The sequence below is a fragment of the Rhizobium sp. 01T444 genome (assembly GCF_056398305.1).
In genome coordinates this window covers 30,525-54,656 of record NZ_JBFTPD010000015.1, presented here as the reverse complement: position 1 = coordinate 54,656, position 24,132 = coordinate 30,525, and the positions used below count along the sequence as shown (strand labels likewise).

Sequence of the window (24,132 nt, the reverse complement as noted above, 5' to 3'; positions counted from 1 at the left end):
CTGGTTCTTATGTTACATGTAACAACGTCAAGGGAGTTTCCTCATGGCCACCTCTGTCAACGAAAGAGTTCAAAAGCGTCGTGAAACATTGCGGGCTGCCGGCCTGCGACCGGTGCAGATATGGGTCCCCGATACTCGCCGCCCCGGTTTTGCCGCCGAATGCCATCGTCAGTCCGTTCAGACAGCCCTTGCCGATGCTGGCGACCGTGATTTGCAAGATTTCCTCGATGCCGCTCTCGGCGACCTGGACTCCGAAGGTGAAGCGTGAGGCGTGGTGATATCGTCACCGTCGTAATCAGCGGCGATTTCGGCAAGCCTCGTCCGGCACTTGTCATCCAGGCCGATCAGTTCGACGCGACAGGCACGGTCACTGTGCTGCTGATTTCCAGTACACTCATCGACGCGCCGCTCATTCGGCCAACAATTCAGCCAACCGCGCAAAGCGGATTGCGCAAAGCCTCGCAAGTGATGGTGGACAAAGCCATGTCCGTGAAACGCGAAAGAATTGGTACAATGATTGGTCGCCTGGAAGATGCTGCTCTCCTAGCAGTCACCCGGTCCCTCGCCGTTTTTTTGGGTATCGCGTAATTACGAATTTATGCCTACGTCAGATTCCTGTGTACTTCGACGTTTCAGTGACCACGAGGTTCAAGTATCGATAGTGGTTGATTTGAAGGACCGGCGGCCGGAAATGCCATCCCAGTCAGTCTATTTCTTCCCCTTGGTCGCGCCGGTAAACAATCCAAAAGCCTTCACTGGTTCGCTGAAGTCGGCAAACTCGGCGTCACTTTTGATTTCTTCGAATGTCCCGTCCTTGCGCTGCCTGATGGTCCATTTCACATTCGTCGGTTTGTTCGGGCCGAAGGTGTAGATCGCTTAGAGGGCGATGAGTGTCACCGCGCCAATCTCCAGCATCGGCATCTGGCGATCCGCGTCCGCGATCGCCTCGGAAATCAGTTGCTCGGTCTCCGGTTGCTACGCAGCGTGCGCAATCCACAGCAACGCAATTTCATTGAGGAGTTCTGGATGTTTGCGAAGCGTTTCGAGGGCCTCATCCACGTCTGCCTCGTCATCGACCACCGCTTTCAAATTCGACATCATCTCATCAGGCGATAGGTCGCCCGATGCTTCGAAGACGGTCGTATCCAGGACCTGAAGGATCGTCTCGGGCGTCGCACCCTTCTTGTTGAGATCATCTGCAATGCTCATTCCCAGGCTCCCTCGATGACAAAAGAATGGGCTTGCCATGCCGGCACTCCCCGGTTGATCGCGGCGGCGACGGCCGAGCTCATCGCCTTGTTCAGCGGTTGCCCGGCCACGAAGCCCGCTATCGCTTCGTCGAGGATGGGCAATGCCAGCTCTGCGTCAATTTTCCAGCGCGGCGCTACGACAGCGCTCGTGCCGACACGGCTCAGGAGCGTTGCGAAGCTCGTCCGTTCGTCCAGGCCGCCGATGGAGACGATACCCGACGAACAAGCCCTGAGAAAATCCGTTTTCGCCGCTGTCGTCTGGTTTTTGAGCGCCATACGGCCAAATCGATGCCCACGGTTGGCGGCGGCGGGTTGCCGTCGTGGTCAATGATGAGCGCGACTTCACGATCGTCTTTCCAGACTTGCCCATGGCAGAGCACCTTCAAAACGTCGATCGGAGCGAGCATGTCGCTCAACGCCGCACGCGTTTATCGATAGCTTGTCACTTGAGCCGATATCATTTCCATCTTGTTCAGTGCGGCAAAGAATGCTTCATCAGAGGCGATGGGGCAATCTCCTCATTGGTCAGCGCAACGAGCATCGAGCTACCGTGCACGCACGAGGCTGGACGCCGAAGCTAGAAGGCGCCAGGTTTTCCAACCCGAAATAACCATTCCAACAAACGCATCCTCCCCGGCCGCGGCCGCCCCCAGGGCCTCAACGAAACTGGCATCGATCATAAGACGCCCATTCCTATGGTTAGCTCATCATACCAGTTGACATGTCAATGAGCATCCGGCAAGAAAGGCTCCAGCTTACAAGAGGAGGACGTAATGCTGACGCTTTCTGCTAAATTGAAGTCTTCATGCATGGCCGCCATCGCAATTGCGGCTGTTGCGGTCACCCCCGTCAAGGCCGAGGACATCACGCTCTGGACGCTGAACTTCGACAATAATGCCGCCAACGTGGCGTTGAAGAAGGTTGCGAGCGACTTCGAAGCGGCAAACCCGGGAACCCATATCGAGATCGTCCAGCGCGCCGTCGATGAGCACAAGACGGCGCTGCGCGTCGCTGCCGGTTCCAACCGCGGCCCGGACATCTATTTCAGCTGGGCAGGCCTTGGCCTCGGCGGCGAATATGTGAAGGCCGGCCTGTCGCTGCCGCTCGACAAGTACTACACCGAATACAAGTGGAACGACGAGCTGCTTCCCTCTGCGGCTGCCTTTGCCGATCTTTATCCGGGCGGCAAGCACGGCACCCCTTTCACCTTCAAGGGTGAGGCCGTCTATTACAACAAGAAGCTCTTCCAGCAGGCCGGCATCACCGAAGAGCCGAAGACCTATGACGAGCTTCTGGCCGCAGCCGACAAGCTGAAGGCAGCCGGCATTCCGGGCTTCACCTTCGGCGGCACCGTCAACTGGCACGTCATGCGCCTGATGGATGTGATCCTGGAAACCAAGTGCGGTGCTGAAAAGCACGACCAGCTGAAGCTGATGAAGCTCGACTGGTCGAAGGAGCCCTGCGCGACCGACGCGTTCACCGAATTCGCCAAGTGGACGAAGGACTATACGCTGCAGCCTTTCATGGGCATCGACAACAAGCAGTCCTATAGTCTCTTCACCGCCGGTCGCGCGGCGATGATGCTGGAAGGCGACTGGCTGGTCGGCCAGCTGTCCGGCAGCGGCGTCAATCTCGACGATTACGGGATCTTCCCCTTCCCGACCAACACCAACCGTCTCTACGGTTTCGCCGAGTACAACTACATCAGCACCAAGACCAAGAACCCGGACATGGCTGCGAAATTCATCGACTATTTCCTGTCGACGAAAGTGCAGCAGGATCTCGTCGGCCAGATCAGCTCGATCTCGGTCAACAAGAATGTCCAGTACGCCAACCAGAAGCCTCTGGAAGCCGAGTGGTTGGATATCTTCAAGACCTATAGCAAGATCTACATGAACGGCGACCAGGCCTTCCCGCTTGACGTGACGACGGAATATTTCCGCGTCATCAACGATGTCGCCTCCGGCAGCATCGAGCCGGCCGCAGCAGCCAAGCAGATGCAGGCCTTCATCGCCGGTAGAACCTAACTCCTCCCGAGACGCCGGCTGGCCGACACAATGTCGGTCGGCTGGCGCCGCATTCGCAAGACCGGCAGGGCCGTGCCCTGCCCGGAGGTGAGCATGTCATTGCGCCAAACAACTCATGATCCACGCATGCAGGCCTTCATCCTGCTCGTCCCGGCTCTGGCCATCTACGCGATCTTCGCGCTCTACCCGATGCTGAACGTGGTTATTATCAGCTTCCAGAAGTGGAACGGGCTCGATCCGCAACGGCCTTTCGTCGGCCTCGCGAATTATACGGCGATCTTCACGCGCGATCCGGTCTTCTGGGTTGCTTTCCGGAATACCGTGATCTGGACGCTGATGAGCCTGATCTTCCCGCCGCTGGYCGGGCTGCTCTTGGCGCTCAGCCTCAATCAGAAGATTTTCGGCCGCAACAGCCTGCGCGCCATCTTCTACCTGCCCGTCATCATTGCGCCGATCGCCGTCGCCACCATGTGGAAGTGGATGTACGATCCCTTCTTCGGCCTGTTCAGCCAGATGCTGACCTCCTGGGGCATGCAGACCTGGATCAAGGACTGGCTCGGCAACAAGGATATCGCGCTTTATTCCGTCTTCATCGCCTATCTCTGGCAAACCGTCGGCTTCTCGATGGTGCTGTTCCTCGCAGGTCTTCAGAACGTCTCGCAGACGCTGGTGGAAGCCGCCCGCATCGATGGCGCCGGCCGCTGGGCCGTCTTCAAGCATGTTACGCTGCCGGCATTGCGGCCCACCATTACCATCGTTCTGGTTCTCTCCATCATCTCGTCGCTGAAGGCCTTCGATATCGTCTATGGCCTGACTGGCGGTGGTCCCGCCCAGTCGACCCAGATGCTGGCACTTTGGGCCTTCACCCAGGCCATGCAGATATTCGATTTCGGCCGCGGTGCTGCGATCTCGGTGGTGCTGCTTTTGATCACCATGGCGATCGTCATCCCCTATCTGCGCTGGACGCAAAAGCATGAGGAGGTCGAATTGTGACAGTTCTCGGAGCGCAAGCCGATGATCTCGACATCGATACCAAGCCCCTTCGCCTGAAGCGCGATCCCATCCTCATCGGCTTGTGGATCGCCCTCATCCTTGTCGCGCTGATCTGGGTAGCACCCTTCGTCTTCATCGTCTTCACCTCACTGAAGACACCGGCCGCAGTCACCAGCACCGGCGCCTTCATGCCGCCGACCGAACTCGCCTTTCAAAACTACGCCGACGCCTGGAGCCGCGGCAATTTTGCCAGCTCCTTCTTCAACAGCGTCATCATCACGGTCATCAAAGTGCCGCTCGGCCTCGCGCTGTCGGCAATGGCCGCCTACGCGCTTGCCAAGATCAAGCTGAAGATCAGCAAGGCGCTCCTGCTGCTCGTCGTTTTCGGCACGATGATCCCTTTCCAGGTGATGCTCGCACCGCTCTTCACGCTGGTGAATTCCTTCGGGCTCATCGACACCTATCCGGGCGTCATCCTGCCCTATATCGCCTTCGGCGTTCCCTATCAGGTCTTCATCCTGCACGGCTTCTTCAAGGGCATTCCGAAGGAGCTGTCGGAGGCAGCCCTCATCGATGGCGCGACGCATTTCACCATTTTCCGGCGGATCTTCCTGCCCGTCTGCCTGCCGGTTCTCGCCGCATTGCTGATCCTCGACTTCGTCTCCACCTGGAACGAATTCGCCATGGCACTCGTCCTTTTGCAGGACCAGCACATGTGGACCCTGCCGCTCGGCCTCATGTCGTTCCAGGGTCAGTTTTCCAGCAATTACGGCCAGCTCAACGCCGCGATCGTCATGACCGTGCTACCGGCGACGATCGTCTATCTCATGTTCCAGCGCTACTTCGTGTCCGGACTGACCTCCGGAGCCGTCAAGGGCTGACCGAAATCTTGTTTACGAGGAGAGACAGAATGTCCGATGCAGCAGTCGAAAAATGGGGCGTGTTCGAAGCGGCCTTTGCCGGCCCGTCCGAAGGCAATCCCTATCTCGACGTGGCATTCGATGCCGTGTTCACGCACAAGAGCCGCGAGGTCCGCGTGCCGGGCTTTTATGACGGAAACGGCACCTACCGCATCCGCTTCATGCCCGACGTCGAGGGCGAATGGTCCTTCAAGACGCGCTCGAAGACGTCGGCACTCGACGGCAAGACGGGTTCGTTTACAGCAGCCGCGCCGTCGGCAGGCAATCATGGACCGGTGCGGGTGCGCAACAAGTTCCATTTCGGCTATGCCGACGGAACGCCCTTCTTCTCCTTCGGCACGACCTGCTATGCCTGGACGCATCAGCCGCTGGAGATGCAGAACCAGACACTGGAGACGCTGAAGAAAACCCGCTTCAACAAGATCCGCATGGGCGTCTTCCCGAAGGACTATCCCTATAATACCAATGAGCCGCTACATGCCTGCTTCGAAAAAGGGGCTGATGGCAGGGAGGATTTCGACCGGCCGAACCCTGCCCTCTTCCAGCATTTCGACCGGCAGGTGGCAGCCCTTTGCGCGCTCGGCATCGAGGCCGATATCATCATCTTTCACCCCTATGACCGCTGGGGTTATGCCGACATGTCGGCCGAGCAGGATTTCCGCTATGTCGCCTATCTCGCGGCGCGGCTTTCTGCTTACCGGAATGTCTGGTGGTCGCTTGCCAATGAATATGACTTCCTGATTGATACCAAGCCAATGGAGCAGTGGGACCGCTACTTCCATATCCTCGAAGAAAACGATCCCTACCAACACCTGCGCTCGATCCATAATGGCGACGTGACGGCGAATTTCGACCATCGCAAGCCCTGGGTCACCCATACCTGCATCCAGAACCCCGACGTCAAGCGCACGCAGGAATGGCGCAACGCCTATGGCAAGCCGGTCGTCAACGACGAGCCGGAATACGAGGGCGATATCCTGCAGTCCTGGGGCAATCTCTCCGCTCAGGAACTGGTGCATCGCTACTGGATCACCATGGCGCGCGGCGGTTATGCCGGCCACGGCGAGACCTATTCGCATCCCGAGGACCTGATCTGGTGGGCCAAGGGCGGCGAGTTGCGTGGCGAGGCCTGGAAGCGCATCGGTTTCCTGCGCGATCTGCTCGAGGCGGATGTGAAGCACGGGCTGGAGCCGCTCGGCATTATCGGTGAATGGCCCTGGTCGCGTGTCTCGGGTGCGCGGGACGGCGACGATGATTTCCGGCTGATCTATCTCGGCGAGCACCAGCCGGTCATCTGGTCATCGGGTCTGCCGCTCGACGACGACAATTACGATGTCGATATCATCGATACCTGGGAGATGACGATCACACCGGCCGAGAAGGTCGCCGCACCCATCCCGCATCCCACCCGTCATGGCGCGATCGTGCGCGGCGGCAAGCCTGATGCTGCTTTCGGCGTCAAGCTTCCCCGCAAGCCGCATCAGGCGCTGCGCGTGCGCAGGAAGCGCTAAGGATAGAAGGAGCCCCCATGTCCGGATTGAGCATCAACAAAGTCAAGAAGTCCTTCGGTTCGGTCGACATCATCCACGGCATCGATGTCGAGATTGCCGATGGCGAGTTCGTCATCCTCGTCGGCCCGTCCGGCTGCGGCAAGTCCACGCTCTTGCGCATGATCGCTGGTCTTGAGGAGATCAGCGCCGGCAAGATCAGCATCGACGGGCGCGTCGTCAACAACCTGCAGCCGAAGGACCGGGATATCGCCATGGTCTTTCAGAACTACGCGCTCTATCCGCAGATGACGGTCGCCCAGAACATGGGCTTTGCGCTGGAACTGGCCGGCGCCAAACGGCCGGAGATCGACAAAAAGGTGGCGGAGGCTGCCGCGATCCTCGGCCTGCAGCCGCTGCTCGAACGCAAGCCGGCGCAGCTTTCGGGCGGCCAGCGCCAGCGCGTCGCCATGGGCCGTGCCATCGTTCGCGATCCGAAGGTCTTCCTCTTCGACGAGCCGCTGTCGAACCTCGACGCCAAACTGCGCGTCAAGATGCGGGCCGAGATCAAGGCGCTGCACCAGCGCCTGAAGACGACGATCGTCTATGTCACGCATGACCAGATCGAGGCCATGACCATGGCCGACAAGATCGTCGTGCTGCAGGGCGGCCACGTCGAACAGATCGGCAGTCCGCTCGAACTCTACGACCGGCCGCGCAACATCTTCGTCGCCGGTTTCCTCGGCTCACCGGCGATGAATTTCCTCGAGGGCACGCTTGAGAACTCCGGTAGCCCGAGCCTCGCTCTTCCCGGCGGCGCGCGCGTCAAACTCTCGCAAGCGCCGGAGAATTCCGCTGGCAAGTCGCTGACGCTCGGCATCCGTCCGGAGGATATTTCGCTCGGTGGCGATGAGGGCATCGAAGCGATCGTGAAGCTCATCGAGCCGACCGGTTCGGAAACCCATGTCGCCGTCGAGGTCGAGGGCAAGGAACTCACCTGGGTTGTGCGCGAACGCGTGAGCCTTGCACCCGAACAACGGATCAAACTGTCCTTTGCGACCCCGAAAGTGCACTTCTTCGACCGGCAGACACAGAACCGGCTCGACGCTTGACGCAAGACATATCGATGAGCCGGGCGGCCTGACACCGCCCGGCTCTTTCCCGACGGTGGTGGTCCGCGCTAGGTCAGGTCACCGTGCTGAGTGTTCGCGCAATCGCGTTGCGCCAACCGACAATTCTCGCCTGCCTGTCTACGTCAGTCATATCGGGCTCAAAGCTACGGTCGCTCGCCCAGGCGCGCGCGAACTCCGTCCGGTCCGGCCAGACACCGGCCTTCGATCCGGCAAGCCAGGCTGCACCGAGCGCTGTCGTCTCCAAGGTCGCCGCCCGATCGACCGGACTTGAGAGAATGTTGGCGAGATGCTGCATGGTCCATTCGGAGGCCGACATGCCGCCATCGACGCGCAGCACGGTTTCGATCGGATGGTCGCCCCAATCGCTGCGCATCGCCACCAGCAGGTCGAGCGTCTGGTAGGCGACCGATTCCAGGACGGCGCGCGCCAGCTCCGCCGGGCCGCTGTTGCGCGTCAGGCCGAAGATCGCGCCCCGCGCCTCCGGATCCCAATAGGGAGCACCGAGGCCGGTGAAGGCGGGCACGACATAGACCCTTTGCTGCGGATCGGCTCTGTCAGCCAGAGCACCGGTTTCCGATGCGTTCCCGATAATGCCGAGACCATCACGCAGCCACTGCACGGCCGCACCGGCAATGAAGATCGACCCTTCCAGCGCGTAGGTGGTCTTGCCGTTCAGACGGTAGGCGATGGTGGTGAGCAGCCGGTTCTTCGAGTGGACGCGGTCGTCACCGGTATTCAGGAGCGCGAAACAACCGGTGCCGTAGGTCGACTTCACCATGCCCGGTTCGAAACAGGCATTGCCGATTGTCGCCGCCTGCTGGTCGCCCGCGACCCCGAGGATCGGGATCGCCGCGCCGAAGATGTCAGGATCGACCGTGCCAAAATCGTCGGCACTGTCCTTGACCTCGGGCAGCAGCGCCCGCGGGATGCGCAGGATCTCGAGAAGCTCGTCGTCCCAGCGGTTCTCGGCGATATTGTAGAGCAGGGTTCGCGAGGCGTTGGTCGCATCGGTGACATGCGCCCGCCCGCCGGTCAGCTTGTAGATGATCCAGCTGTCGATGGTACCAAAACAGACCTCTCCGGCTTCGGCACGGGCACGCAGTCCCTCGACATTGTCGAGCAGCCAGCGCAGCTTCGTGCCGGAAAAATAGGGATCGAGAAGCAGACCGGTCTTGGCGGTGAAGAGCTTTTCATAGCCATCGACTTTCAGCCGGTCGCACATTTCCGCCGTGCGCCGGTCCTGCCAGACGATCGCCTTGTGAAGCGGCCGGCCGGTGGCTTTTTCCCAGACGACGGTCGTCTCCCGCTGGTTGGTGATGCCGATGGCGGCGACTGCGCCAGGAGCTGCGCCGCTCTTTGCCAGGGCGTCGCGGGCCGTCGAAAGCACCGTGTCCCAGATTTCGTTTGCATCATGCTCCACCCAGCCGGTCTGTGGGAAATGCTGGGTGATCTCCGTCTGGGCCGACGATACGGTCCGCATCTGAGGGTCGAAAATTATGGCTCGTGACGATGTCGTGCCCTGGTCGATGGCAAGGATATGGCCGCTCATGACATCTGTTTCCTGCGCAGCAGCCATCGTTCCGCCGGAACGGCAGCTCTGTCCCCGTTTTTGTTCTGGAAGTGGTGTCGACCTTCCCGGCACGCTGCCGGGAAGGTCTGATGGCTGCCGGGCCCCCGCCCGGTCGATCAGCCTACTTCTTGGCTTCGGCCCAGCTCTTGACGAGCTCGTCATAGTTGACGGTGATGGGCTTTTCCTTCTCGTTTTCGATCTTCAGCTGCGGAGCGAGGTTGCCCTTGGCGACGGCATCCTTGTTCCAATATTCGAGATCGTGCTCTTCGGCGAGCTTCGGGCCGATGTCGCCCTGCACCTTGGCGCGTTCGAGGCGCTGCAGCACCTTTTCCTGCTCGGAGCAAAGCGAGTCCATTGCTCCCTGCGCCGTCTTTGCGCCTGACGAAGCGTCACCGATTGCCTGCCACCAGAGCTGCGCCAGCTTCGGATAGTCGGGAACGTTCGTACCGGTCGGAGACCACTGCAGACGGGCCGGCGAACGGTAGAACTCGATCAGGCCGCCGAGCTTCGGCGCACGGTCGGTGAAGGACTTGTGGTCCAGCGTCGACTGGCGGATGAAGGTCAGGCCCATGTGGCTCTTCTTCACATCGACAGTCTTTGACGTGACGAACTGGGCATAGAGCCAGGCCGCCTTAGCGCGATCATCAGGCGTGGACTTCATCAGCGTCCAGGAGCCGGCATCCTGATAGCCGAGCTTCATGCCGTCCTTCCAGTAGACGCCATGCGGGCTCGGTGCGAAACGCCATTTCGGCGTACCGTCCGCATTGACGACCGGCAGGCCGGGCTTGACGAAGTCGGCGGTGAAGGCCGTGTAGGTGAACATCTGCTGGGCGACTTCGCCCTGCGAGGGGACCGGGCCGGATTCGGAGAAGGTCATGCCCTGGGCAGCGGCCGGTGCATAGGCCTTCATCCAGTCCAGATATTTCTGGATGGAATAGACCGCTGCAGGGCCGTTGGTATCGCCGCCACGCGCGACGCAGGAGCCGACCGGGCGGGAGTTCTCGTCAACCTTGATGCCCCACTCGTCGACGGGCTTGCCGTTCGGGATGCCCCTGTCGCCATTGCCGGCCATGGAGAGCCAAGCATCGGTAAAGCGCCAGCCGAGCGACGGGTCCTTCTTGCCGTAGTCCATGTGGCCATAGACCTTCTTGCCACCGACCTCGCGACCGGTGAAGAACTCGGCAATGTCCTCATAGGCCGACCAGTTGACCGGCACGCCGAGATCGTAGCCGTACTTCGCCTTGAAGTCCGCCTTGTTCTTCTCGTCGTTGAACCAGTCGTAGCGGAACCAGTAGAGGTTCGCGAACTGCTGGTCGGGCAGCTGATAGAGCTTGCCGTCAGGCGCCGTGGTGAAGGACTTGCCGATGAAGTCGTCGATATCGAGGCCAGGATTGGTGACATCCTTGCCTTCGTCGGCCATCCAGTCGGTCAGGCTGCGGGCTTGCTGATAGCGCCAATGGGTGCCGATCAGGTCCGAGTCGTTGATATAGGCGTCATAGATGTTTTCGCCCGACTGCATCTGCGTCTGCAGCTTTTCGACCACGTCGCCTTCGCCGATGAGGTCATGGGTGATCTTGATGCCGGTGATCGCGGTGAAGGCGGGTGCCAGCACCTTCGATTCATATTCATGGGTTGTGATCGTCTCTGATACGACCTTGATGTCCATGCCGGCGAAAGGCTTCGCGGCATCAACGAACCACTGCATTTCCTTTTCCTGATCGGCGCGGGAAAGCGTCGAGAGATCGCCGACTTCCTTGTCGAGGAATGTCTTGGCCTCGTCCATGCCGGCATAGGCCGACGCGGTCATTGCCAGCAGCAAGCCTGCTGTCGTCGTCAGTAAGTGCTTTCGCATAATATCCTCCCAGGGTTTGCGATTGCAGGTCTCACGTCTCAGGCGGCCAGTACCCCCGGCCATCCGTATCACCTTGGCATCACACGTAGCGGAACACGCCGATGGCGTAGATCACGGAGATGCCAAGAGCCCACCACAGGTTGGGTCCGATGAGACCCAGCCATGCAAGATGAATGAATGCTGCGCCGAGCAGCGAAATGAAGAGCCGGTCGCCGCGCGTCGTCTCGAACCGAAGCAAGCCAACGCGCGGCGAGCCGCCCGGCGAAAAATATTCCCAGACGCTCATGGCAACCAGCAGTGCCAGGATCGTCAGGAAGAAGAGCGCCGTCGGCAGCGTCCAGGCCATCCACGAAAAGGTCATGTCCGGTCCTCCTCAGACGCGGCCCAGGGCAAAGCCCTTGGCGATGTAATTGCGGACGAAATAGATGACGAGGGCGCCGGGAATGATGGTGAGCACGCCGGCTGCCGCAAGCACGCCCCAGTCCATGCCGGAAGCCGAGACCGTGCGCGTCATGATCGCCGAGATCGGCTTTGCGGCCGTCGTCGTCAGTGTGCGAGCGAGCAGCAACTCGACCCACGAGAACATGAAGCAGAAGAAGGCCGCGACACCCACCCCGCTTGCAATCAGCGGCATGAAGATCTTGATGAAGAAGCGCGGGAAGGAATAGCCGTCGATATAGGCCGTCTCGTCGATCTCCTTCGGCACGCCGGACATGAAGCCTTCGAGGATCCAGACCGCCAGCGGCACGTTGAACAGGCAGTGGGCGAGTGCCACGGCAATATGCGTGTCGATCAGGCCGAAGGCCGAATAGAGCTGGAAGAAAGGCAGCGCGAAGACCGCCGGCGGCGCCATGCGGTTGGTCAAAAGCCAGAAGAACAGGTGCTTGTCGCCGAGGAAGCGGTAGCGCGAGAAGGCATAGGCAGCCGGCAGTGCTGCGGCGACCGAGATCACCGTGTTCATCACCACATAGATGATCGAGTTGATATAGCCGTTGTACCAGGACGGGTCGGTGAAGATGACCGCATAGTTGCGCAGCGTCGGGTTCGTCGGCCACAGCGAGAAGGCGCCGGTGATCTCGGCATTCTCCTTGAAGCTCATATTGACGAGCCAATAGATCGGCAGGATCAGGAAGACGATATAGATCGTCGGAACGAGCCAGGAAAGGTTGCCTGCAGGTTTGTATTTGCTGGTCATGTCTGCGCCCTCCTTCAGCCGTTCGCGTCGCCGCTGGTCATCACGGTGTAGAACACCCAGGAGAGCAGCAGGATGATGAGGAAGTAGATGATCGACATTGCTGCCGCCGGGCCGAGGTCGAACTGGCCGACTGCCATTTTCACCAGATCGATGGAGAGGAAGGTCGTCGAGTTGCCGGGGCCGCCGCCGGTGACGACGAAGGGTTCGGTATAGATCATGAAACTGTCCATGAAGCGCAGCAGCACGGCGATCAGAAGCACGCGTTTCATCTTCGGCAGCTGGATGTAGCGGAAGACGGACCAGCGCGAGGCTCCGTCGATCTTGGCCGCCTGATAGTAGGCATCCGGGATCGAAACGAGGCCGGCATAGCAGAGCAGCACAACAAGGCTCGTCCAATGCCAGACGTCCATGATGATGACGGTCACCCAGGCATCGACCGGATCGCGCACATAGTTGTAGTCGAGGCCCATCGCTTCCAGCGTGTGACCGAGCAGGCCGATATCGACACGGCCGAAGACCTGCCAGATCGTGCCGACGACGTTCCACGGAATAAGGAGCGGCAAGGCCATCAAGACGAGGCAGACGGGAACGCCCGGTCCCGATTTCGGCATGTTGAGCGCGATGAAGATGCCGAGCGGAATCTGCAGCGCCAGAATGATGAAGGAGAAGAGCAGGTTGCGCTGCAATGCTTCCCAGAAACGGTCGGAATGCAGGGTCTGGACGAACCAGTCCGTGCCGGCCCAGAAGAACTCGTTATTGCCGAACGTATCCTGCACCGAATAGTTGACGACGGTCATCAGCGGGATGACGGCCGAAAATGCCACGAGCAGCAACACCGGCAGGACCAGAAACCAGGCTTTGTTGTTCCACGTCTTCTGCATGGGTCAGGCCTCCCTGCCGACACGCCAGCTGTCGGCGTAAATGCTGATGGCTGAGGGATCGAAGCTGACGCGGGCGTCATCAGGGATTTCGCCATCCTCAGGCACGACGATTGCAATCGGCTGGCCGGCGAAACGGGCGCGCACGATCTTCTGGCGGCCGATATCCTCGACCTTGCTCACCGATACCGGCATGCCCTCCCGTCCGAGCCGGATGAATTCCGGCCGGATGCCGAGCTCGGTCTTGGCCGCGCCCTCGGTCTTCGGCGCATAGTCGAGCGTCAGCGTCTCGTCGCCGACCCTGACGCTGCTGCCGTCGATCTTTGCCGGCATCACGTTCATGCCGGGCGAGCCGATGAAATAACCGACGAAGGTGTGGCTTGGCCGCTCGAAGAGCTCGGCCGGCGTTCCGATCTGGACGATCTGGCCATCATACATGACGACCACCTTCTCGGCGAAAGTCAAAGCCTCGGTCTGGTCATGGGTGACATAGACCATTGTGAAGCCGAACTGTTTGTGCAGCCGCTTCAGCTGCGAACGCAGCACCCATTTCATATGGGGATCGATGACGGTCAGCGGCTCGTCGAAGAGGATGGCGTTGACGTCGTTGCGCACCAGCCCGCGCCCGAGCGAGATCTTCTGCTTCTGGTCGGCGGTCAGGCCCTGCGCCTTGCGCCTCGCCCAGCCGGCAAGGTCGATCATTTCGAGAATGTCGCGTACGCGTCGGTCGACATCCGCTTCTGCCACGCCGCGGTTGCGCAGCGGAAAGGCAAGATTGTCGTAGACCGTCATCGTGTCGTAGATGACCGGAAACTGGAAGACCTGCGCAATGTTGCGGCTTTGGGTCGAAAGGTCCGTGACATCCTTACCGTCGAACAGGATGCGGCCATGTGACGGCTGCAGAAGACCGGAGATAATATTGAGCAGCGTGGTCTTGCCGCAGCCGGAGGGGCCGAGTAGCGCATAGGCGCCGCCGTCATTCCACTCGTGGTCGACTTCCTTCAGCGAATAATCCTTATCGCTCTTCGGATTGGCGCCGTAAGCGTGGCGGATATGGTCGAGCGTGATGCGTGCCATTGTGCTCTCCTAAACCTTTCCAACCGTGGCGATGGCCTGCCCATCGGCGCCGAATGCCATCAAGTGGCGCGTGTCGAGATAGGCTTCGATCTCCATGTCCGGATCGATGTCGTGAATGCCGTGCGCCAGCATCACCCAGCGCACGCCGTCATAGTCCAGATGAACGAAGCTCTCCGAGCCGGTGATTTCCGACACCAGCGTGCGCGCCTTGAGGCGAGCCGCATCGCCGGTCTGCGGCGCCAGCCCGAGATGGTGCGGATGGAAGGCGATCGTCACGGGTCCATCGGACACGGTGGAAAGATGGGCCGGAACCGGAAGCGTGCCCCCGCCCGGGCGCACAAAGACATGACCTGATTTGGTGACCTCGATGGCGTTCAGCGGCGGATCGGCGAAGATGCCGGCGGTGGCGAGATCGACCGGTCGCCGATAGACATCGATCGTCGGCCCGAACTGCGTGATCCGGCCGGCGTTCAGCGTCGCCGTATTGCCGCCGAGCAGCAGCGCTTCGGAAGGCTCGGTGGTGGCGTAAACGAAGATCGCACCCGACTGGGCGAAGATCTTCGGCAGTTCCTCGCGCAATTCCTCCCGCAGTTTGTAGTCGAGATTGGCGAGCGGCTCATCCATCAGCACGAGGCTCGCATTCTTGACAAGGGCGCGGGCGAGCGCGGTGCGCTGCTGCTGGCCGCCTGAGAGATTGAGCGGCGTGCGATCGAGATAGGGCGTCAGTTTCAGGAGTTCCGCTGCCTTGCGCACGTCGCGGTCGATCGTAGCCGCATCCTTGCCGGAAATGCGCATCGGCGAGGCGATGTTCTCATAGACGGTCAGTGCCGGATAGTTGATGAACTGCTGGTAGACCATGGCGACTTTGCGCTTCTGCACTGGCATGCCGGTGACATCGGCGCCGTCGAAATGCACGGAGCCTTCGGTCGGCCGATCAAGCCCCGCCATCAGCCGCATCAGCGACGTCTTGCCCGACAATGTCGGCCCTAGCAGGACATTCAGCGTGCCTCGCTCGAGAACCAGATCGGTCGGATAGATATGATAGTCCGCGCCCACCATCTTGGCGGCGTTTCGCAGCTCCAGCATTCCGATTCCCGTGCCTCCTCGCAACGGGGACCACACGCCACCTTATCCGGCCATCTGTGCCGGTATGGCAGCCATGTACTCCTCCAGTGATCTCACCTGCTCCATCGAAAGACGCAGGCCATCCTTTGTTCTTCGCCAGAGCACGTCTTCGGCGTGCCTGGCCCATTCATGTTCGATCAGGTAGCGAACCTCGGCCTCGTAGAGATCGGATCCGAACAGCCTGCCGAGATCGTCGACCTTCTTGGCATTGCCAAGAAGCGTGGCGGCTTTCGTGCCGTAGCGACGGACCAGCCGGCGGGCATGGGGCTCGGTCAGGAACGGATAGCGCGCCTTGAGCTTGCTCACTTCGCCCTCATAGCCCTTTACCGGAAAGTCGCCGCCCGGCAGATGGCTGCCTGCCGTCCACGGCCTGCCCTTGATGCCGATCGCTTCGCCGATCTTCTCGAGTGCATGTTCCGACAGCCGCCGGTAGGTGGTGAGCTTGCCGCCGAAGACATTGAGAAGCGGTGCCTCGCCCTGCTTGCCCTCGACCTTCAAGACATAGTCACGCGTCGCTTCCTGCGCCTTCGAGGCGCCGTCGTCAAAGAGCGGGCGCACCGCCGAATAGGTCCAGACGATATCCTCAGGCTTGACCGGCTCCTTGAAATATTCCGACGCCGCATTGCAGAGATAGAGCGTCTCTTCCTCGGAAATCTTCACGTCCTTCGGATCGGCGGTGTAGTCGCGATCGGTGGTGCCGATCAGCGTGAAGTCGGTCTCGTAGGGGATGGCGAAGATGATGCGGTTGTCGGGGTTCTGGAAGAAATAGGCGCGCGGGCCCTCGAACTTCTTCCTGACGATGATGTGGCTGCCCTGGACTAGACGCACATGCCGGGCCTCGTTCTGGCCGAAGGCGGAACGGATGACATGATCGACCCAGGGACCGGCGGCATTGATGAGCATGCGGGCCTGATGGCGCTCGCTCTTGCCGGTCACCGTGTTGATCGTCTCGATCGTCCAGACGCCATTCCCCTGAGCATCATTCTCCTGCCTCGCCGAGACCACCTTGGTGCGCGGCATGATCAGCGCGCCCTTGTCGGCGGCATCGCGGGCATTGAGCACCACCATGCGGGCATCGTCGACCCAGCCGTCGGAATATTCGAAGGCTTTGGAAAACAGCGCCTTCAGCGGCTTTGCCACCGGATCGGTGCGCATGTTCAAGACCGCGGTCGGCGGCAAAAGCTTGCGGCCGCCGAGATGGTCGTAGAGGAACAGGCCAAGCCGGATCATCCAGGCCGGCCGGATGCCGCCCTTGTGATAGGGCAGCACGAAGCGCAGCGGCCAGATGATATGCGGGGCCATGGCCCACAAGATCTCGCGCTCCATCAAGGATTCCCGCACCAGGCGGAATTCGTAATGTTCGAGATAGCGAAGACCGCCATGGATGAGCTTGGTCGCACCCGACGAGGTGCCGGAGGCGAAATCATTCATCTCGGCAAGCGCGACCGTATAACCACGGCCAACCGCATCGCGCGCGATCCCGCAGCCGTTGATCCCGCCCCCAATGACGAAAATATCGTTGATACGGCTCATGCTCCCCCTCTTTGAGCCAGGACAGCGCAACGGTTCCCCCACCATTGCGAAAGTGAGGATGATTAAACCGAAAATTTTTCGAATGTCAAACGAATGTTGTTCACCGCTAAAATCAGCGGTTAGCTTTCGCTGTTTCGACCAGCACAACACCGCTCTGCTGACAGATAGTGCGGATAGAAGGCGAATCGCATTGGTCGGTGATGAAGGTATGGACCTGCGAAATCTGGCCGATACGGACGGGTGCTGTCCGTTCGAACTTGGTCGAATCTGCTACCAGGATGACGTGTCTGGCATTGGCGATGATGGCCTGGGCCACCTTCACCTCACGGAAATCGTAGTCGAGCAAAGCGCCATCCGGATCGATCGCGGAGGCGCCGATCACGGCATAATCGACCTTGAACTGCCTGATGAAATCGACGGCCGCTTCCCCGACGATACCACCGTCGGATTGGCGTACCACGCCGCCGGCAATCACCACCTCGATATTGTCGATCAGCCGCAATCTATTGGCGACATTGATGTTATTGGTGATCACCATCAATTCGTGATGATCGGAGAGCGCCTCTCCGACCGCTTCCGTCGTCGTGCCGATATTGATGAAGAGCGAGCTGTTATTGGGGATGAGATCAGCGGCAGCAACACCGATCGCCTGTTTTTCCGTCGCGGCGATCTGGCGCCGGGCGTCATAGCGGACATTCTCCGTCCCTCGCGGGAAGGTTGCGCCGCCATGAATGCGCGTCAGAAGCTGCGCATCGCAAAGATCGTTCAGATCCTTGCGGATCGTCTGCGGTGTCACGGCAAACTGCGCCGCCAGATCATCGACCAGTACCCGGCCCGACGACCTCGCAAGCGCGATGATCTTCTCCTGACGATCCGACAGAAACATGCGCCCTCCCTTCGTTTCACTTTCATCTTTAGCCAAACTTCGCCTCGAGGCAAAGCAATCGCTGCTGGTGCGATCCTCCGGATCAATCTCACCGTGCGGTCTTTTCGAACATGAACGAGTGCTGAAATCCCTTTGGATATTGCAAAGCTCGCCCCGCCTCTGCCTTGTTGCGCACTTAACGTATTATGCGATTCGCTATCCGCGACGGGGCGGAGCATGCACGAGGGACAAAAGGAGAGTTCGATGACAGACGCCAAGAGCGGCATTACAGGACTACGGCCGCAGATCACGGTGATTGGCGTCGGCGGCGGTGGCGGAAACGCGATCAACAACATGATCGCCGAAAAGCTTGCGGGCGTTGATTTCATCGCCGCAAATACGGACTCCCAGGTGCTGGCGACCTCCAAGGCGACGCGCCGCATCCAGCTCGGCGCCCATGTCACGGAAGGTCTCGGCGCCGGCTCCCTGCCGGAAGTCGGCCGCGCTGCTGCCGAGGAATCGCTCGACGAGATCATGGATCACCTGAGCGGCTCGCATATGTGTTTCGTCACCGCCGGCATGGGCGGCGGCACCGGCACGGGTGCGGCACCCGTCATTGCACATGCGGCACGTTCGGCCGGCATCCTGACGGTCGGCGTCGTCACCAAGCCCTTCACCTTCGAGGGCAATCGCCGCATGAAGATGGCGGAAGCCGGCATCGAAGCGCTGCGCCAGGCGGCCGATACCGTCATCGTCATTCCTAACCAGAACCTGTTCCGCATTGCGGATGCCAAGACCACCTTCGCCGATGCCTTTATGACGGCGGACCGTGTGCTTTATGCCGGTGTTGGCTGCATCACCGATCTCATCGTCAAGGAAGGCCTGATCAATCTCGACTTCGCCGATGTGAAGTCCGTCATGCGCGGCATGGGCCGCGCGATGATGGGCACGGGCGAGGCTGAAGGCGAGGGACGCGCGATGAAGGCGGCGGAAGCTGCCATCGCCAACCCGCTGCTCGACGATATCTCGATGAAGGGTGCCAAGGGCGTGCTGATCTCGATTTCTGGCGGCTCTGACATGACGCTGTTCGAAGTCGACGAGGCTGCAAGCCGCATTCGCGACGAAGTGCAGGACGACGCCGAAATCGTCGTCGGAGCGATCTTCGACCGCAGCTTGGACGGCAGGTTCCGTGTCGCTGTCGTGGCGACCGGCCTGGAAGGCGCTGGAGCGACCGCTGCCGCGCCGGGCTTCGCCGCGGGGCAGCTCCAGGGCCGCACGTTGCAATAAGGCGACAAGATCGCCTGGCCGATTCTCCAAATCACACCTGGATCGGTGTATCGGAGAGGCAGGATCGACTGCCCCTCCGTCCATTCGCTAAGCACAAGTGTCCAATGGCGATTGCGCCTCGGAGAATGAAGTCATGCGCGAAAAGATATGGGCTTTGCAGGAGCACGAGAACGCCATCGAGCACTGGCCGCGCACGAACGTTGCGGCCGCCTATGATGCCCATAAGGCCGATCCTACCAAGGCCAAGCCCATCGATGAAGCCTGGAAGTATCTGGAAGCACGAATGGACGAAATCGACCGGGACGAAGATTGATGGAGCACTATCCGCCCGTCACCGAAGAAACGAAGTTGGATTTGGCGCATATTTAAGCCGGTCCTAGCCACTGCCGCCGATCACCTCATCGGCAGCCCGCAACCCACTTTCCCAGGCGCCATGCGCGGTCGAGAAGTCAGATTGATGCGTTGCTTCGCCGGCAAAGAACAGTCGGTCCGCGACCGGTCGCGCGAGGATGGTGCGGGCGCCGGCATGGCCGGGAAGCGCATGGCTGTAGGAGCCACGAACCCAATCCGTGTGGCACCAGGACGAGGCTGCGAGCGGCCGCAGGTGCTGGCGAATATTGTTTCCGATGAGCGATGACAGCTGGTCTAGAGCGAAGGTGAAGGCGTCGAGCAGGCCAGCCTGTTCGATGACGACAGCGCCCTTGCCGCCGAAGAAGCCTTCGACGACCAGGCGTCCGAGCGGCCGGATATAATAGCTGCCGGTTTCATCGTTGCTGGCATCACCGAGCAGATGGGTTTCCGGTTCGAGACCGTGATTGCCGTGAAGCTCCATGAACAGCTTGTCGGCGAGGCCGAGCGGCAGTTGCGCTGCCGCATGAAGATGATCATCGGCCTCAGGGTCGAAGGCGATAGTGCCGCGGGCGAGAACATTGGTTGAGACCGTGACGATTGCCGCACCTGCCATGACCGGACCGCGATCGGTTTCCAGCCGGACACCCTCATCGGTCAGCGCGACACGGCGGACCGGCGTCGATAGACGCAGGGTCACATCGGGAACGGCAGCCCCAATCAGGCTTCCATAGCCTTCATGCACCCGCCAGTTGGCATCGGTTGCGGCATTGTCATAGGCAAGGAAGTCGGCAACCGACAGCCGTTCCAGCGGCGCGCCGTTCAGATAGCCGCTGAGCGACTGGCAATAGGCATTCCACTCACCATCCGGCTCCAGCGCGTCCGAGGCCCTGTCGCTTGCCGGCGGATTGGCCCGCAGCCGCTCTTCAAGCGCCTCCCAGGCGGCAGCAGCAGCCGCACGTTCTTGCGGCGAGAAACCGAGATCGCGCCACTGGTTCTGCCAGGCCGTAGGCCCGCGCTCGATCGTAAAGCCTGCCTCGCGGCCGATCGCGACAAGGGGATTGCGCTCGGCCGAATGCAGCCAGCCACAGCCCATATCGAGCGACATGCCGGAAAGTTCGACCGTCCAGGCCCGACCGCCGACACGGTTGCTGGCTTCGAGGATGATGACCGAGCGTCCGGCATCGGTCAGCCTTCGTGCCGCAGCTATGCCCGCTGCACCGGCGCCGATAACAGCCACGTCGTAGTCCATCGTCACCGCTTCGCCCCATGTTTCGTCATCACCTTGATAGGCTTAAGCTTTACATCGGAGCCACACCCGCTTCAATGCGCCCGAAAGCCTGCTACTATACCGACATGACCTTCTTCGAAACCCTCGTTGCCCTGCTGGCCGTCGCCATCCTGCTCCTGCAGATCACCAGGCGCATGCACCTGCCCTATCCCGGCATTCTGGCCGCTGCCGGCGTCGGCGTGGCGATGCTGCCCGGTGCGCCTGTCATCCCGATCGACCCACCGACGGCGCTTGCCCTGTTCATCGCGCCGGTGCTCGTCGATTCCGCCTATGATTTCCCAATGGGGGCTGCGCGGCGCATGCTGGTGCCGCTGATCTTCTATGCCGTCATTGCCGTTCTGGTGACAACGGGCGTGGTGGTGTCGATCAGCATGCTGACGGTCGGCCTGCCGATTGCGGTTGCGGTGACGCTCGGCGCCATCGTTGCTCCGCCCGATGCTGCTGCCGCGACCGCCGTGCTTTCCAATCTGCCGGTGGATCGGCGTGTGGACGCTCTGCTCAAGGGCGAAAGCCTGTTTAACGACGCAACGGCGCTGTTGCTGTTTGGAGCGGCACTCACGGTCCAGGCACACGGCGGGCTCGACGGACCGACAGCGCTGCAGATTGGCTTTGCGGCACCCGGCGGCATTTTGCTTGGCATCGTCTTCGGCTTTTTCGTCTCGCGGCTCCGACCGATTACCGAAAACACGGTTGGAGGCACACTGCTTCAGTTCGTCTATGCCTTTTCGACCTGGCTGATTGCCGAGCATCTGCACCTTTCGGCCGTACTGGCAACGGTTGCGAGCGCCATGACGATCGCCACGCTGTCGACCGTCGACGATTCCCCGCGCATGCGGGTGCATTCCTTCGCGGTCTGGACGACCGTCGTCTTCCTGCTGAACGTCGTCGCCTTCCTGCTCATGGGGCTGCAGGCGCGCAGCATTGTCGAATCCATGTCGGCCGACGCTCTCGAGCGGGCGCTCGGTTTTGCCGCCATCGTCGTGGTCGGCGTCATTCTGGCGCGTCTGGTGATGGCCTTTCTCCTGCATGCGATCGTCATTTCGCGCCACCGGAACGGCAAAATGCTGGCCCCCTTCAAGCACGGGGAGACCTTTCTGGTCGGCTGGTCCGGCATGCGCGGCCTCGTCACGCTCGCCACCGCCTTTGCCCTGCCCGCCGACTTTCCGGAACGGGACCTCGTCGTGCTGACAGCCTTTGCCGTGGTGCTGGCAACCCTCGTCATCCAGGGAGCGACACTTGCCCCGATGATCCACTTCCTGAAACTCGGGCGGCAAGACCAATTCCATGACGAACTGGAAGAGGCAAGGCGTTCGCTCGCCGAGGCGGCGTTCCAGCGGCTCGAAAAGGAAGGCGGTGCCGAGGCCGAGGCGATCCGGACGATCTGCAAGGACCACTGGACGGTGCCCTCGGACCTTGGCGGGACCTCGCCGCTCGAGCGCCGCCGCAAACTGACGATCGCCGCCGTGATCGCCCAGCGCCAGCGCCTGGAGGAACTGCGCGACAAGGACAGGATCGGCCCGACGCAATATCTCGAACTGCAGGAAGATCTCGACTGGAAGCAGCTCTCGGTCGGCTCCGACGAGGATCGGCGCATTACCGAAAGCTGAGGCGCAGGTAGGACTGCTCAAGGGCAAGTACCGGTCGGACGCAGAGTTCCCAACCCTCGGTATCGCTCCTGTCCTCGCCAATCGGCCGTCATGCCGGACGCTACGCCACTTCAGGCTGTCGCGATCAACGTGACAATCGCTGATTTTTCAACCGAAAAGCGTTTCTGGTCGAATGAATGTACGCATACCGTGCGACATCTTCCACCTCTTGTTTACTATTGTTTTACTTCCAAACCAGATATTGCAACTCAAGATAGGCTTGGCGCATGAGGCTCCTGCAATTCACCAGCCACCGTCCGCATGAGCGCGGAGGGTGGATTTATCCGGAGAATGGCCATGATGCAGATCCCTCCCGCCGGGGGCAATATTTGGACGAATACACAATATTTGCTGGGTCGTGCGGGTAATTCACCCCAACCGCAAAGTGCAGCCAGCCAGATTCTCGGCAATCTTCTGTCGCATCTCGACGAACCGACGAAGCAGGCCTATTCCTCGATCCTGTCTGCCTTGATGAACGGCGCCGAGGTTCAGGGCACCGATGCTGGCGATATCATCCTGGCGCTTGCCCATGCCAAGATCAGCGCCGGCGGCGGCGACGATATTATCCTGGCCGGGGACGATGCCGAGATCGACGCCGGAGACGGCGACGACGGTGTTTTCGCCGGCTCACACGCGACAGTGCATGCCGGTGCCGGCAACGACATGATCATGACCATGGACGGTGCCACGATCGAGACAGGCTCGGGCAACAACTACGTTTCCACCTATTCCTATTCGTCCGTTACGGCAGGGGCCGGCAACGACGTCATCCGGACATATGATCACGCCACCGTCGATGCCGGTGACGGAAATGATATCGTCCAGACCTCTAGTTATTCGACGGTCGCAGGCGGCGGCGGCAACGATGTGCTCCAGGTCAGCAGCCACTCGCAGGCATCTGGCGGCGATGGCAATGACGTGGTCATTGGCTATAGCTATGTGGATCTTAACGGCGGCGCCGGAAACGATGTGATGGAAGGCGGCGACCACTCGACGGTCGATGCAGGGGAAGGCAACGATCTGGTCTTTGCCTATGGCTACTCGACCGTCCAGGCCGGAGCAGGCGATGACGTGATCATTACATCGGTCAACAACGGCCCCAATCAGGACTACCAGATTTTCGGCTATGAAACCGTCGATGCCGGCGAGGGCAACGACTACATCCAGACCGGTGCCCATTCCAATGTGACTGGCGGTACGGGCGATGATGTGATCCGCCTGACGGGCGAAGGCTCGACGGTCAATTTCGCCAAGGGCGACGGCAAGGATACGATCCTGTCGCGTGACGACCTGACCATCAATCTCACGGGCTACTCGAAGGATGATGTCATCATCGACGACCGCGGTGACAGTATGGTGATCTCGTTCAAGGGATCGGATGACAGCATGACGCTGGATATGTCGAAAGGCATGACCGTTCACTTGGCCTTCGACGACGAGAGCAGCCTCGATGTCGCCTCGACCTCGACGAACAGCAGAAAATCGCTTGCGACAGCCGTGACCGGGCGCGTGCCGATCCTCAACGGCCAGATCATGTTCGAAAACCAGACGACGAATTTGACCGCTGCCGAGCAGGGCGCCCAATTGAAGGCGCAGGCCGATGCACTGAAAGCGCGGCTGGCCGCGCAGTAATCCGCAGCCATCTTCAGCTTACT

General features: G+C 60.7%; 23 protein-coding genes. 11 read left to right on the top strand and 12 right to left on the bottom strand.

The window, feature by feature from the left end; all coding sequences use genetic code 11:
- The first annotated feature begins 43 nt into the window (after window positions 1–43).
- A complete protein-coding gene (locus tag AC1DTN_RS20300; RefSeq protein ID WP_007812256.1) occupies window positions 44–268 on the top strand; it encodes an antitoxin MazE family protein in 225 nt (74 codons plus the stop codon).
- Complete coding sequence (locus AC1DTN_RS20295) at window positions 265–588, top strand: type II toxin-antitoxin system PemK/MazF family toxin (protein ID WP_477922355.1); 324 nt, start codon at window positions 265–267, stop codon at window positions 586–588. The genes AC1DTN_RS20300 and AC1DTN_RS20295 overlap by 4 nt, the downstream gene beginning before the upstream one ends.
- 387 nt (window positions 589–975) lie before the next feature.
- Here AC1DTN_RS20295 and AC1DTN_RS20290 read toward each other — a convergent pair whose 3' ends face one another.
- Complete coding sequence (locus AC1DTN_RS20290) at window positions 976–1,209, bottom strand: hypothetical protein (RefSeq protein WP_477922354.1); 234 nt, start codon at window positions 1,207–1,209, stop codon at window positions 976–978.
- Complete coding sequence (locus AC1DTN_RS20285; RefSeq protein WP_477922353.1) at window positions 1,206–1,526, bottom strand: hypothetical protein; 321 nt, start codon at window positions 1,524–1,526, stop codon at window positions 1,206–1,208. Before AC1DTN_RS20285 ends, AC1DTN_RS20290 begins: the two co-directional genes overlap by 4 nt.
- A 497-nt stretch (window positions 1,527–2,023) precedes the next feature.
- Between AC1DTN_RS20285 and AC1DTN_RS20280 the strand changes: the two genes are divergently transcribed.
- The 5 genes from AC1DTN_RS20280 to AC1DTN_RS20260 all read left to right on the top strand — a co-directional run bounded on the left by AC1DTN_RS20280 (window position 2,024) and on the right by AC1DTN_RS20260 (window position 7,789).
- A complete protein-coding gene (locus AC1DTN_RS20280) occupies window positions 2,024–3,277 on the top strand; it encodes an extracellular solute-binding protein (RefSeq protein WP_477922350.1) in 1,254 nt (417 codons plus the stop codon).
- 93 nt (window positions 3,278–3,370) lie between these two features.
- Entirely contained in the window at window positions 3,371–4,270 is a 900-nt protein-coding gene (locus AC1DTN_RS20275) for a carbohydrate ABC transporter permease (RefSeq protein WP_477922348.1), read from the top strand.
- Window positions 4,267–5,151 (top strand): carbohydrate ABC transporter permease, encoded by an 885-nt coding sequence (locus AC1DTN_RS20270; RefSeq protein ID WP_007812244.1) that lies wholly within the window; start codon window positions 4,267–4,269, stop codon window positions 5,149–5,151. Before AC1DTN_RS20275 ends, AC1DTN_RS20270 begins: the two co-directional genes overlap by 4 nt.
- A gap of 29 nt (window positions 5,152–5,180) precedes the next feature.
- The gene (locus AC1DTN_RS20265; RefSeq protein WP_477922347.1) at window positions 5,181–6,701 is read left to right on the top strand and encodes a DUF5060 domain-containing protein; all 1,521 of its coding nucleotides are present in this window, start codon (window positions 5,181–5,183) and stop codon (window positions 6,699–6,701) included.
- Between the two features lie 17 nt (window positions 6,702–6,718).
- Window positions 6,719–7,789, top strand: a complete 1,071-nt coding sequence (locus tag AC1DTN_RS20260) for an ABC transporter ATP-binding protein (RefSeq protein WP_477922346.1) — start codon at window positions 6,719–6,721, stop codon at window positions 7,787–7,789.
- A 73-nt stretch (window positions 7,790–7,862) separates the two neighbouring features.
- Here the strand turns inward: AC1DTN_RS20260 and glpK are convergent, their stop codons facing one another.
- From glpK to AC1DTN_RS20215, 9 genes are all read right to left on the bottom strand, one after another.
- Window positions 7,863–9,359 (bottom strand): glycerol kinase GlpK, encoded by a 1,497-nt coding sequence (gene glpK / locus AC1DTN_RS20255; protein WP_439018776.1) that lies wholly within the window; start codon window positions 9,357–9,359, stop codon window positions 7,863–7,865.
- A 142-nt stretch (window positions 9,360–9,501) separates the two neighbouring features.
- Window positions 9,502–11,232, bottom strand: a complete 1,731-nt coding sequence (locus tag AC1DTN_RS20250) for an ABC transporter substrate-binding protein (protein WP_477922344.1) — start codon at window positions 11,230–11,232, stop codon at window positions 9,502–9,504.
- A 79-nt stretch (window positions 11,233–11,311) separates the two neighbouring features.
- Window positions 11,312–11,593 carry a DUF2160 domain-containing protein gene (locus tag AC1DTN_RS20245; RefSeq protein ID WP_025668566.1) on the bottom strand — a complete coding sequence of 94 codons (282 nt, stop codon included), beginning with the start codon at window positions 11,591–11,593 and terminating at the stop codon, window positions 11,312–11,314.
- Between the two features lie 12 nt (window positions 11,594–11,605).
- Complete coding sequence (locus AC1DTN_RS20240; protein ID WP_477922342.1) at window positions 11,606–12,427, bottom strand: carbohydrate ABC transporter permease; 822 nt, start codon at window positions 12,425–12,427, stop codon at window positions 11,606–11,608.
- A gap of 14 nt (window positions 12,428–12,441) precedes the next feature.
- Window positions 12,442–13,308, bottom strand: a complete 867-nt coding sequence (locus AC1DTN_RS20235) for a carbohydrate ABC transporter permease (RefSeq protein WP_037108406.1) — start codon at window positions 13,306–13,308, stop codon at window positions 12,442–12,444.
- A gap of 3 nt (window positions 13,309–13,311) precedes the next feature.
- Complete coding sequence (locus tag AC1DTN_RS20230) at window positions 13,312–14,382, bottom strand: ABC transporter ATP-binding protein (protein WP_113320245.1); 1,071 nt, start codon at window positions 14,380–14,382, stop codon at window positions 13,312–13,314.
- Between the two features lie 9 nt (window positions 14,383–14,391).
- The gene (locus tag AC1DTN_RS20225) at window positions 14,392–15,468 is read right to left on the bottom strand and encodes an ABC transporter ATP-binding protein (RefSeq protein WP_477922339.1); all 1,077 of its coding nucleotides are present in this window, start codon (window positions 15,466–15,468) and stop codon (window positions 14,392–14,394) included.
- Between the two features lie 42 nt (window positions 15,469–15,510).
- Window positions 15,511–17,040, bottom strand: a complete 1,530-nt coding sequence (gene glpD / locus AC1DTN_RS20220) for a glycerol-3-phosphate dehydrogenase (RefSeq protein ID WP_477922337.1) — start codon at window positions 17,038–17,040, stop codon at window positions 15,511–15,513.
- A 112-nt stretch (window positions 17,041–17,152) separates the two neighbouring features.
- Window positions 17,153–17,926, bottom strand: coding sequence for a DeoR/GlpR family DNA-binding transcription regulator (locus AC1DTN_RS20215; RefSeq protein ID WP_007812223.1), 774 nt, complete (start codon window positions 17,924–17,926; stop codon window positions 17,153–17,155).
- Window positions 17,927–18,169: 243 nt separating this feature from the next.
- On the opposite strand from AC1DTN_RS20215, the gene ftsZ reads away from it, so the two are divergent.
- Both ftsZ and AC1DTN_RS20205 read left to right on the top strand, forming a co-directional pair.
- Complete coding sequence (gene ftsZ / locus AC1DTN_RS20210; protein WP_439018781.1) at window positions 18,170–19,192, top strand: cell division protein FtsZ; 1,023 nt, start codon at window positions 18,170–18,172, stop codon at window positions 19,190–19,192.
- Between the two features lie 133 nt (window positions 19,193–19,325).
- Entirely contained in the window at window positions 19,326–19,505 is a 180-nt protein-coding gene (locus tag AC1DTN_RS20205) for a hypothetical protein (RefSeq protein ID WP_477922335.1), read from the top strand.
- A gap of 63 nt (window positions 19,506–19,568) precedes the next feature.
- Here the strand turns inward: AC1DTN_RS20205 and AC1DTN_RS20200 are convergent, their stop codons facing one another.
- Window positions 19,569–20,792 carry a flavin monoamine oxidase family protein gene (locus AC1DTN_RS20200; RefSeq protein WP_477922333.1) on the bottom strand — a complete coding sequence of 408 codons (1,224 nt, stop codon included), beginning with the start codon at window positions 20,790–20,792 and terminating at the stop codon, window positions 19,569–19,571.
- 104 nt (window positions 20,793–20,896) lie between these two features.
- Between AC1DTN_RS20200 and AC1DTN_RS20195 the strand changes: the two genes are divergently transcribed.
- Both AC1DTN_RS20195 and AC1DTN_RS20190 read left to right on the top strand, forming a co-directional pair.
- Complete coding sequence (locus AC1DTN_RS20195) at window positions 20,897–22,438, top strand: cation:proton antiporter (protein WP_477922417.1); 1,542 nt, start codon at window positions 20,897–20,899, stop codon at window positions 22,436–22,438.
- A 336-nt stretch (window positions 22,439–22,774) separates the two neighbouring features.
- The gene (locus tag AC1DTN_RS20190) at window positions 22,775–24,109 is read left to right on the top strand and encodes a calcium-binding protein (RefSeq protein ID WP_477922331.1); all 1,335 of its coding nucleotides are present in this window, start codon (window positions 22,775–22,777) and stop codon (window positions 24,107–24,109) included.
- The last annotated feature ends 23 nt before the right edge of the window (window positions 24,110–24,132 follow it).

Bases quoted from the DNA above. Each gene is read 5' to 3' on its own strand.
- AC1DTN_RS20290 (WP_477922354.1), bottom strand. From the start codon at position 1,209: ATGAGCATTGCAGATGATCTCAACAAGAAGGGTGCGACGCCCGAGACG.
- glpD (WP_477922337.1), bottom strand. From the start codon at position 17,040: ATGAGCCGTATCAACGATATTTTCGTCATTGGGGGCGGGATCAACGGC.
- AC1DTN_RS20200 (WP_477922333.1), bottom strand. From the start codon at position 20,792: ATGGACTACGACGTGGCTGTTATCGGCGCCGGTGCAGCGGGCATAGCT.
- AC1DTN_RS20230 (WP_113320245.1), bottom strand. From the start codon at position 14,382: ATGGCACGCATCACGCTCGACCATATCCGCCACGCTTACGGCGCCAAT.
- AC1DTN_RS20265 (WP_477922347.1), top strand. From the start codon at position 5,181: ATGTCCGATGCAGCAGTCGAAAAATGGGGCGTGTTCGAAGCGGCCTTT.
- AC1DTN_RS20225 (WP_477922339.1), bottom strand. From the start codon at position 15,468: ATGCTGGAGCTGCGAAACGCCGCCAAGATGGTGGGCGCGGACTATCAT.
- AC1DTN_RS20245 (WP_025668566.1), bottom strand. From the start codon at position 11,593: ATGACCTTTTCGTGGATGGCCTGGACGCTGCCGACGGCGCTCTTCTTC.
- AC1DTN_RS20300 (WP_007812256.1), top strand. From the start codon at position 44: ATGGCCACCTCTGTCAACGAAAGAGTTCAAAAGCGTCGTGAAACATTG.
- AC1DTN_RS20280 (WP_477922350.1), top strand. From the start codon at position 2,024: ATGCTGACGCTTTCTGCTAAATTGAAGTCTTCATGCATGGCCGCCATC.
- ftsZ (WP_439018781.1), top strand. From the start codon at position 18,170: ATGACAGACGCCAAGAGCGGCATTACAGGACTACGGCCGCAGATCACG.
- AC1DTN_RS20190 (WP_477922331.1), top strand. From the start codon at position 22,775: ATGATGCAGATCCCTCCCGCCGGGGGCAATATTTGGACGAATACACAA.
- AC1DTN_RS20215 (WP_007812223.1), bottom strand. From the start codon at position 17,926: ATGTTTCTGTCGGATCGTCAGGAGAAGATCATCGCGCTTGCGAGGTCG.
- AC1DTN_RS20205 (WP_477922335.1), top strand. From the start codon at position 19,326: ATGCGCGAAAAGATATGGGCTTTGCAGGAGCACGAGAACGCCATCGAG.
- AC1DTN_RS20195 (WP_477922417.1), top strand. From the start codon at position 20,897: ATGACCTTCTTCGAAACCCTCGTTGCCCTGCTGGCCGTCGCCATCCTG.
- AC1DTN_RS20285 (WP_477922353.1), bottom strand. From the start codon at position 1,526: ATGGCGCTCAAAAACCAGACGACAGCGGCGAAAACGGATTTTCTCAGG.
- glpK (WP_439018776.1), bottom strand. From the start codon at position 9,359: ATGAGCGGCCATATCCTTGCCATCGACCAGGGCACGACATCGTCACGA.
- AC1DTN_RS20240 (WP_477922342.1), bottom strand. From the start codon at position 12,427: ATGACCAGCAAATACAAACCTGCAGGCAACCTTTCCTGGCTCGTTCCG.
- AC1DTN_RS20235 (WP_037108406.1), bottom strand. From the start codon at position 13,308: ATGCAGAAGACGTGGAACAACAAAGCCTGGTTTCTGGTCCTGCCGGTG.
- AC1DTN_RS20250 (WP_477922344.1), bottom strand. From the start codon at position 11,232: ATGCGAAAGCACTTACTGACGACGACAGCAGGCTTGCTGCTGGCAATG.
- AC1DTN_RS20260 (WP_477922346.1), top strand. From the start codon at position 6,719: ATGTCCGGATTGAGCATCAACAAAGTCAAGAAGTCCTTCGGTTCGGTC.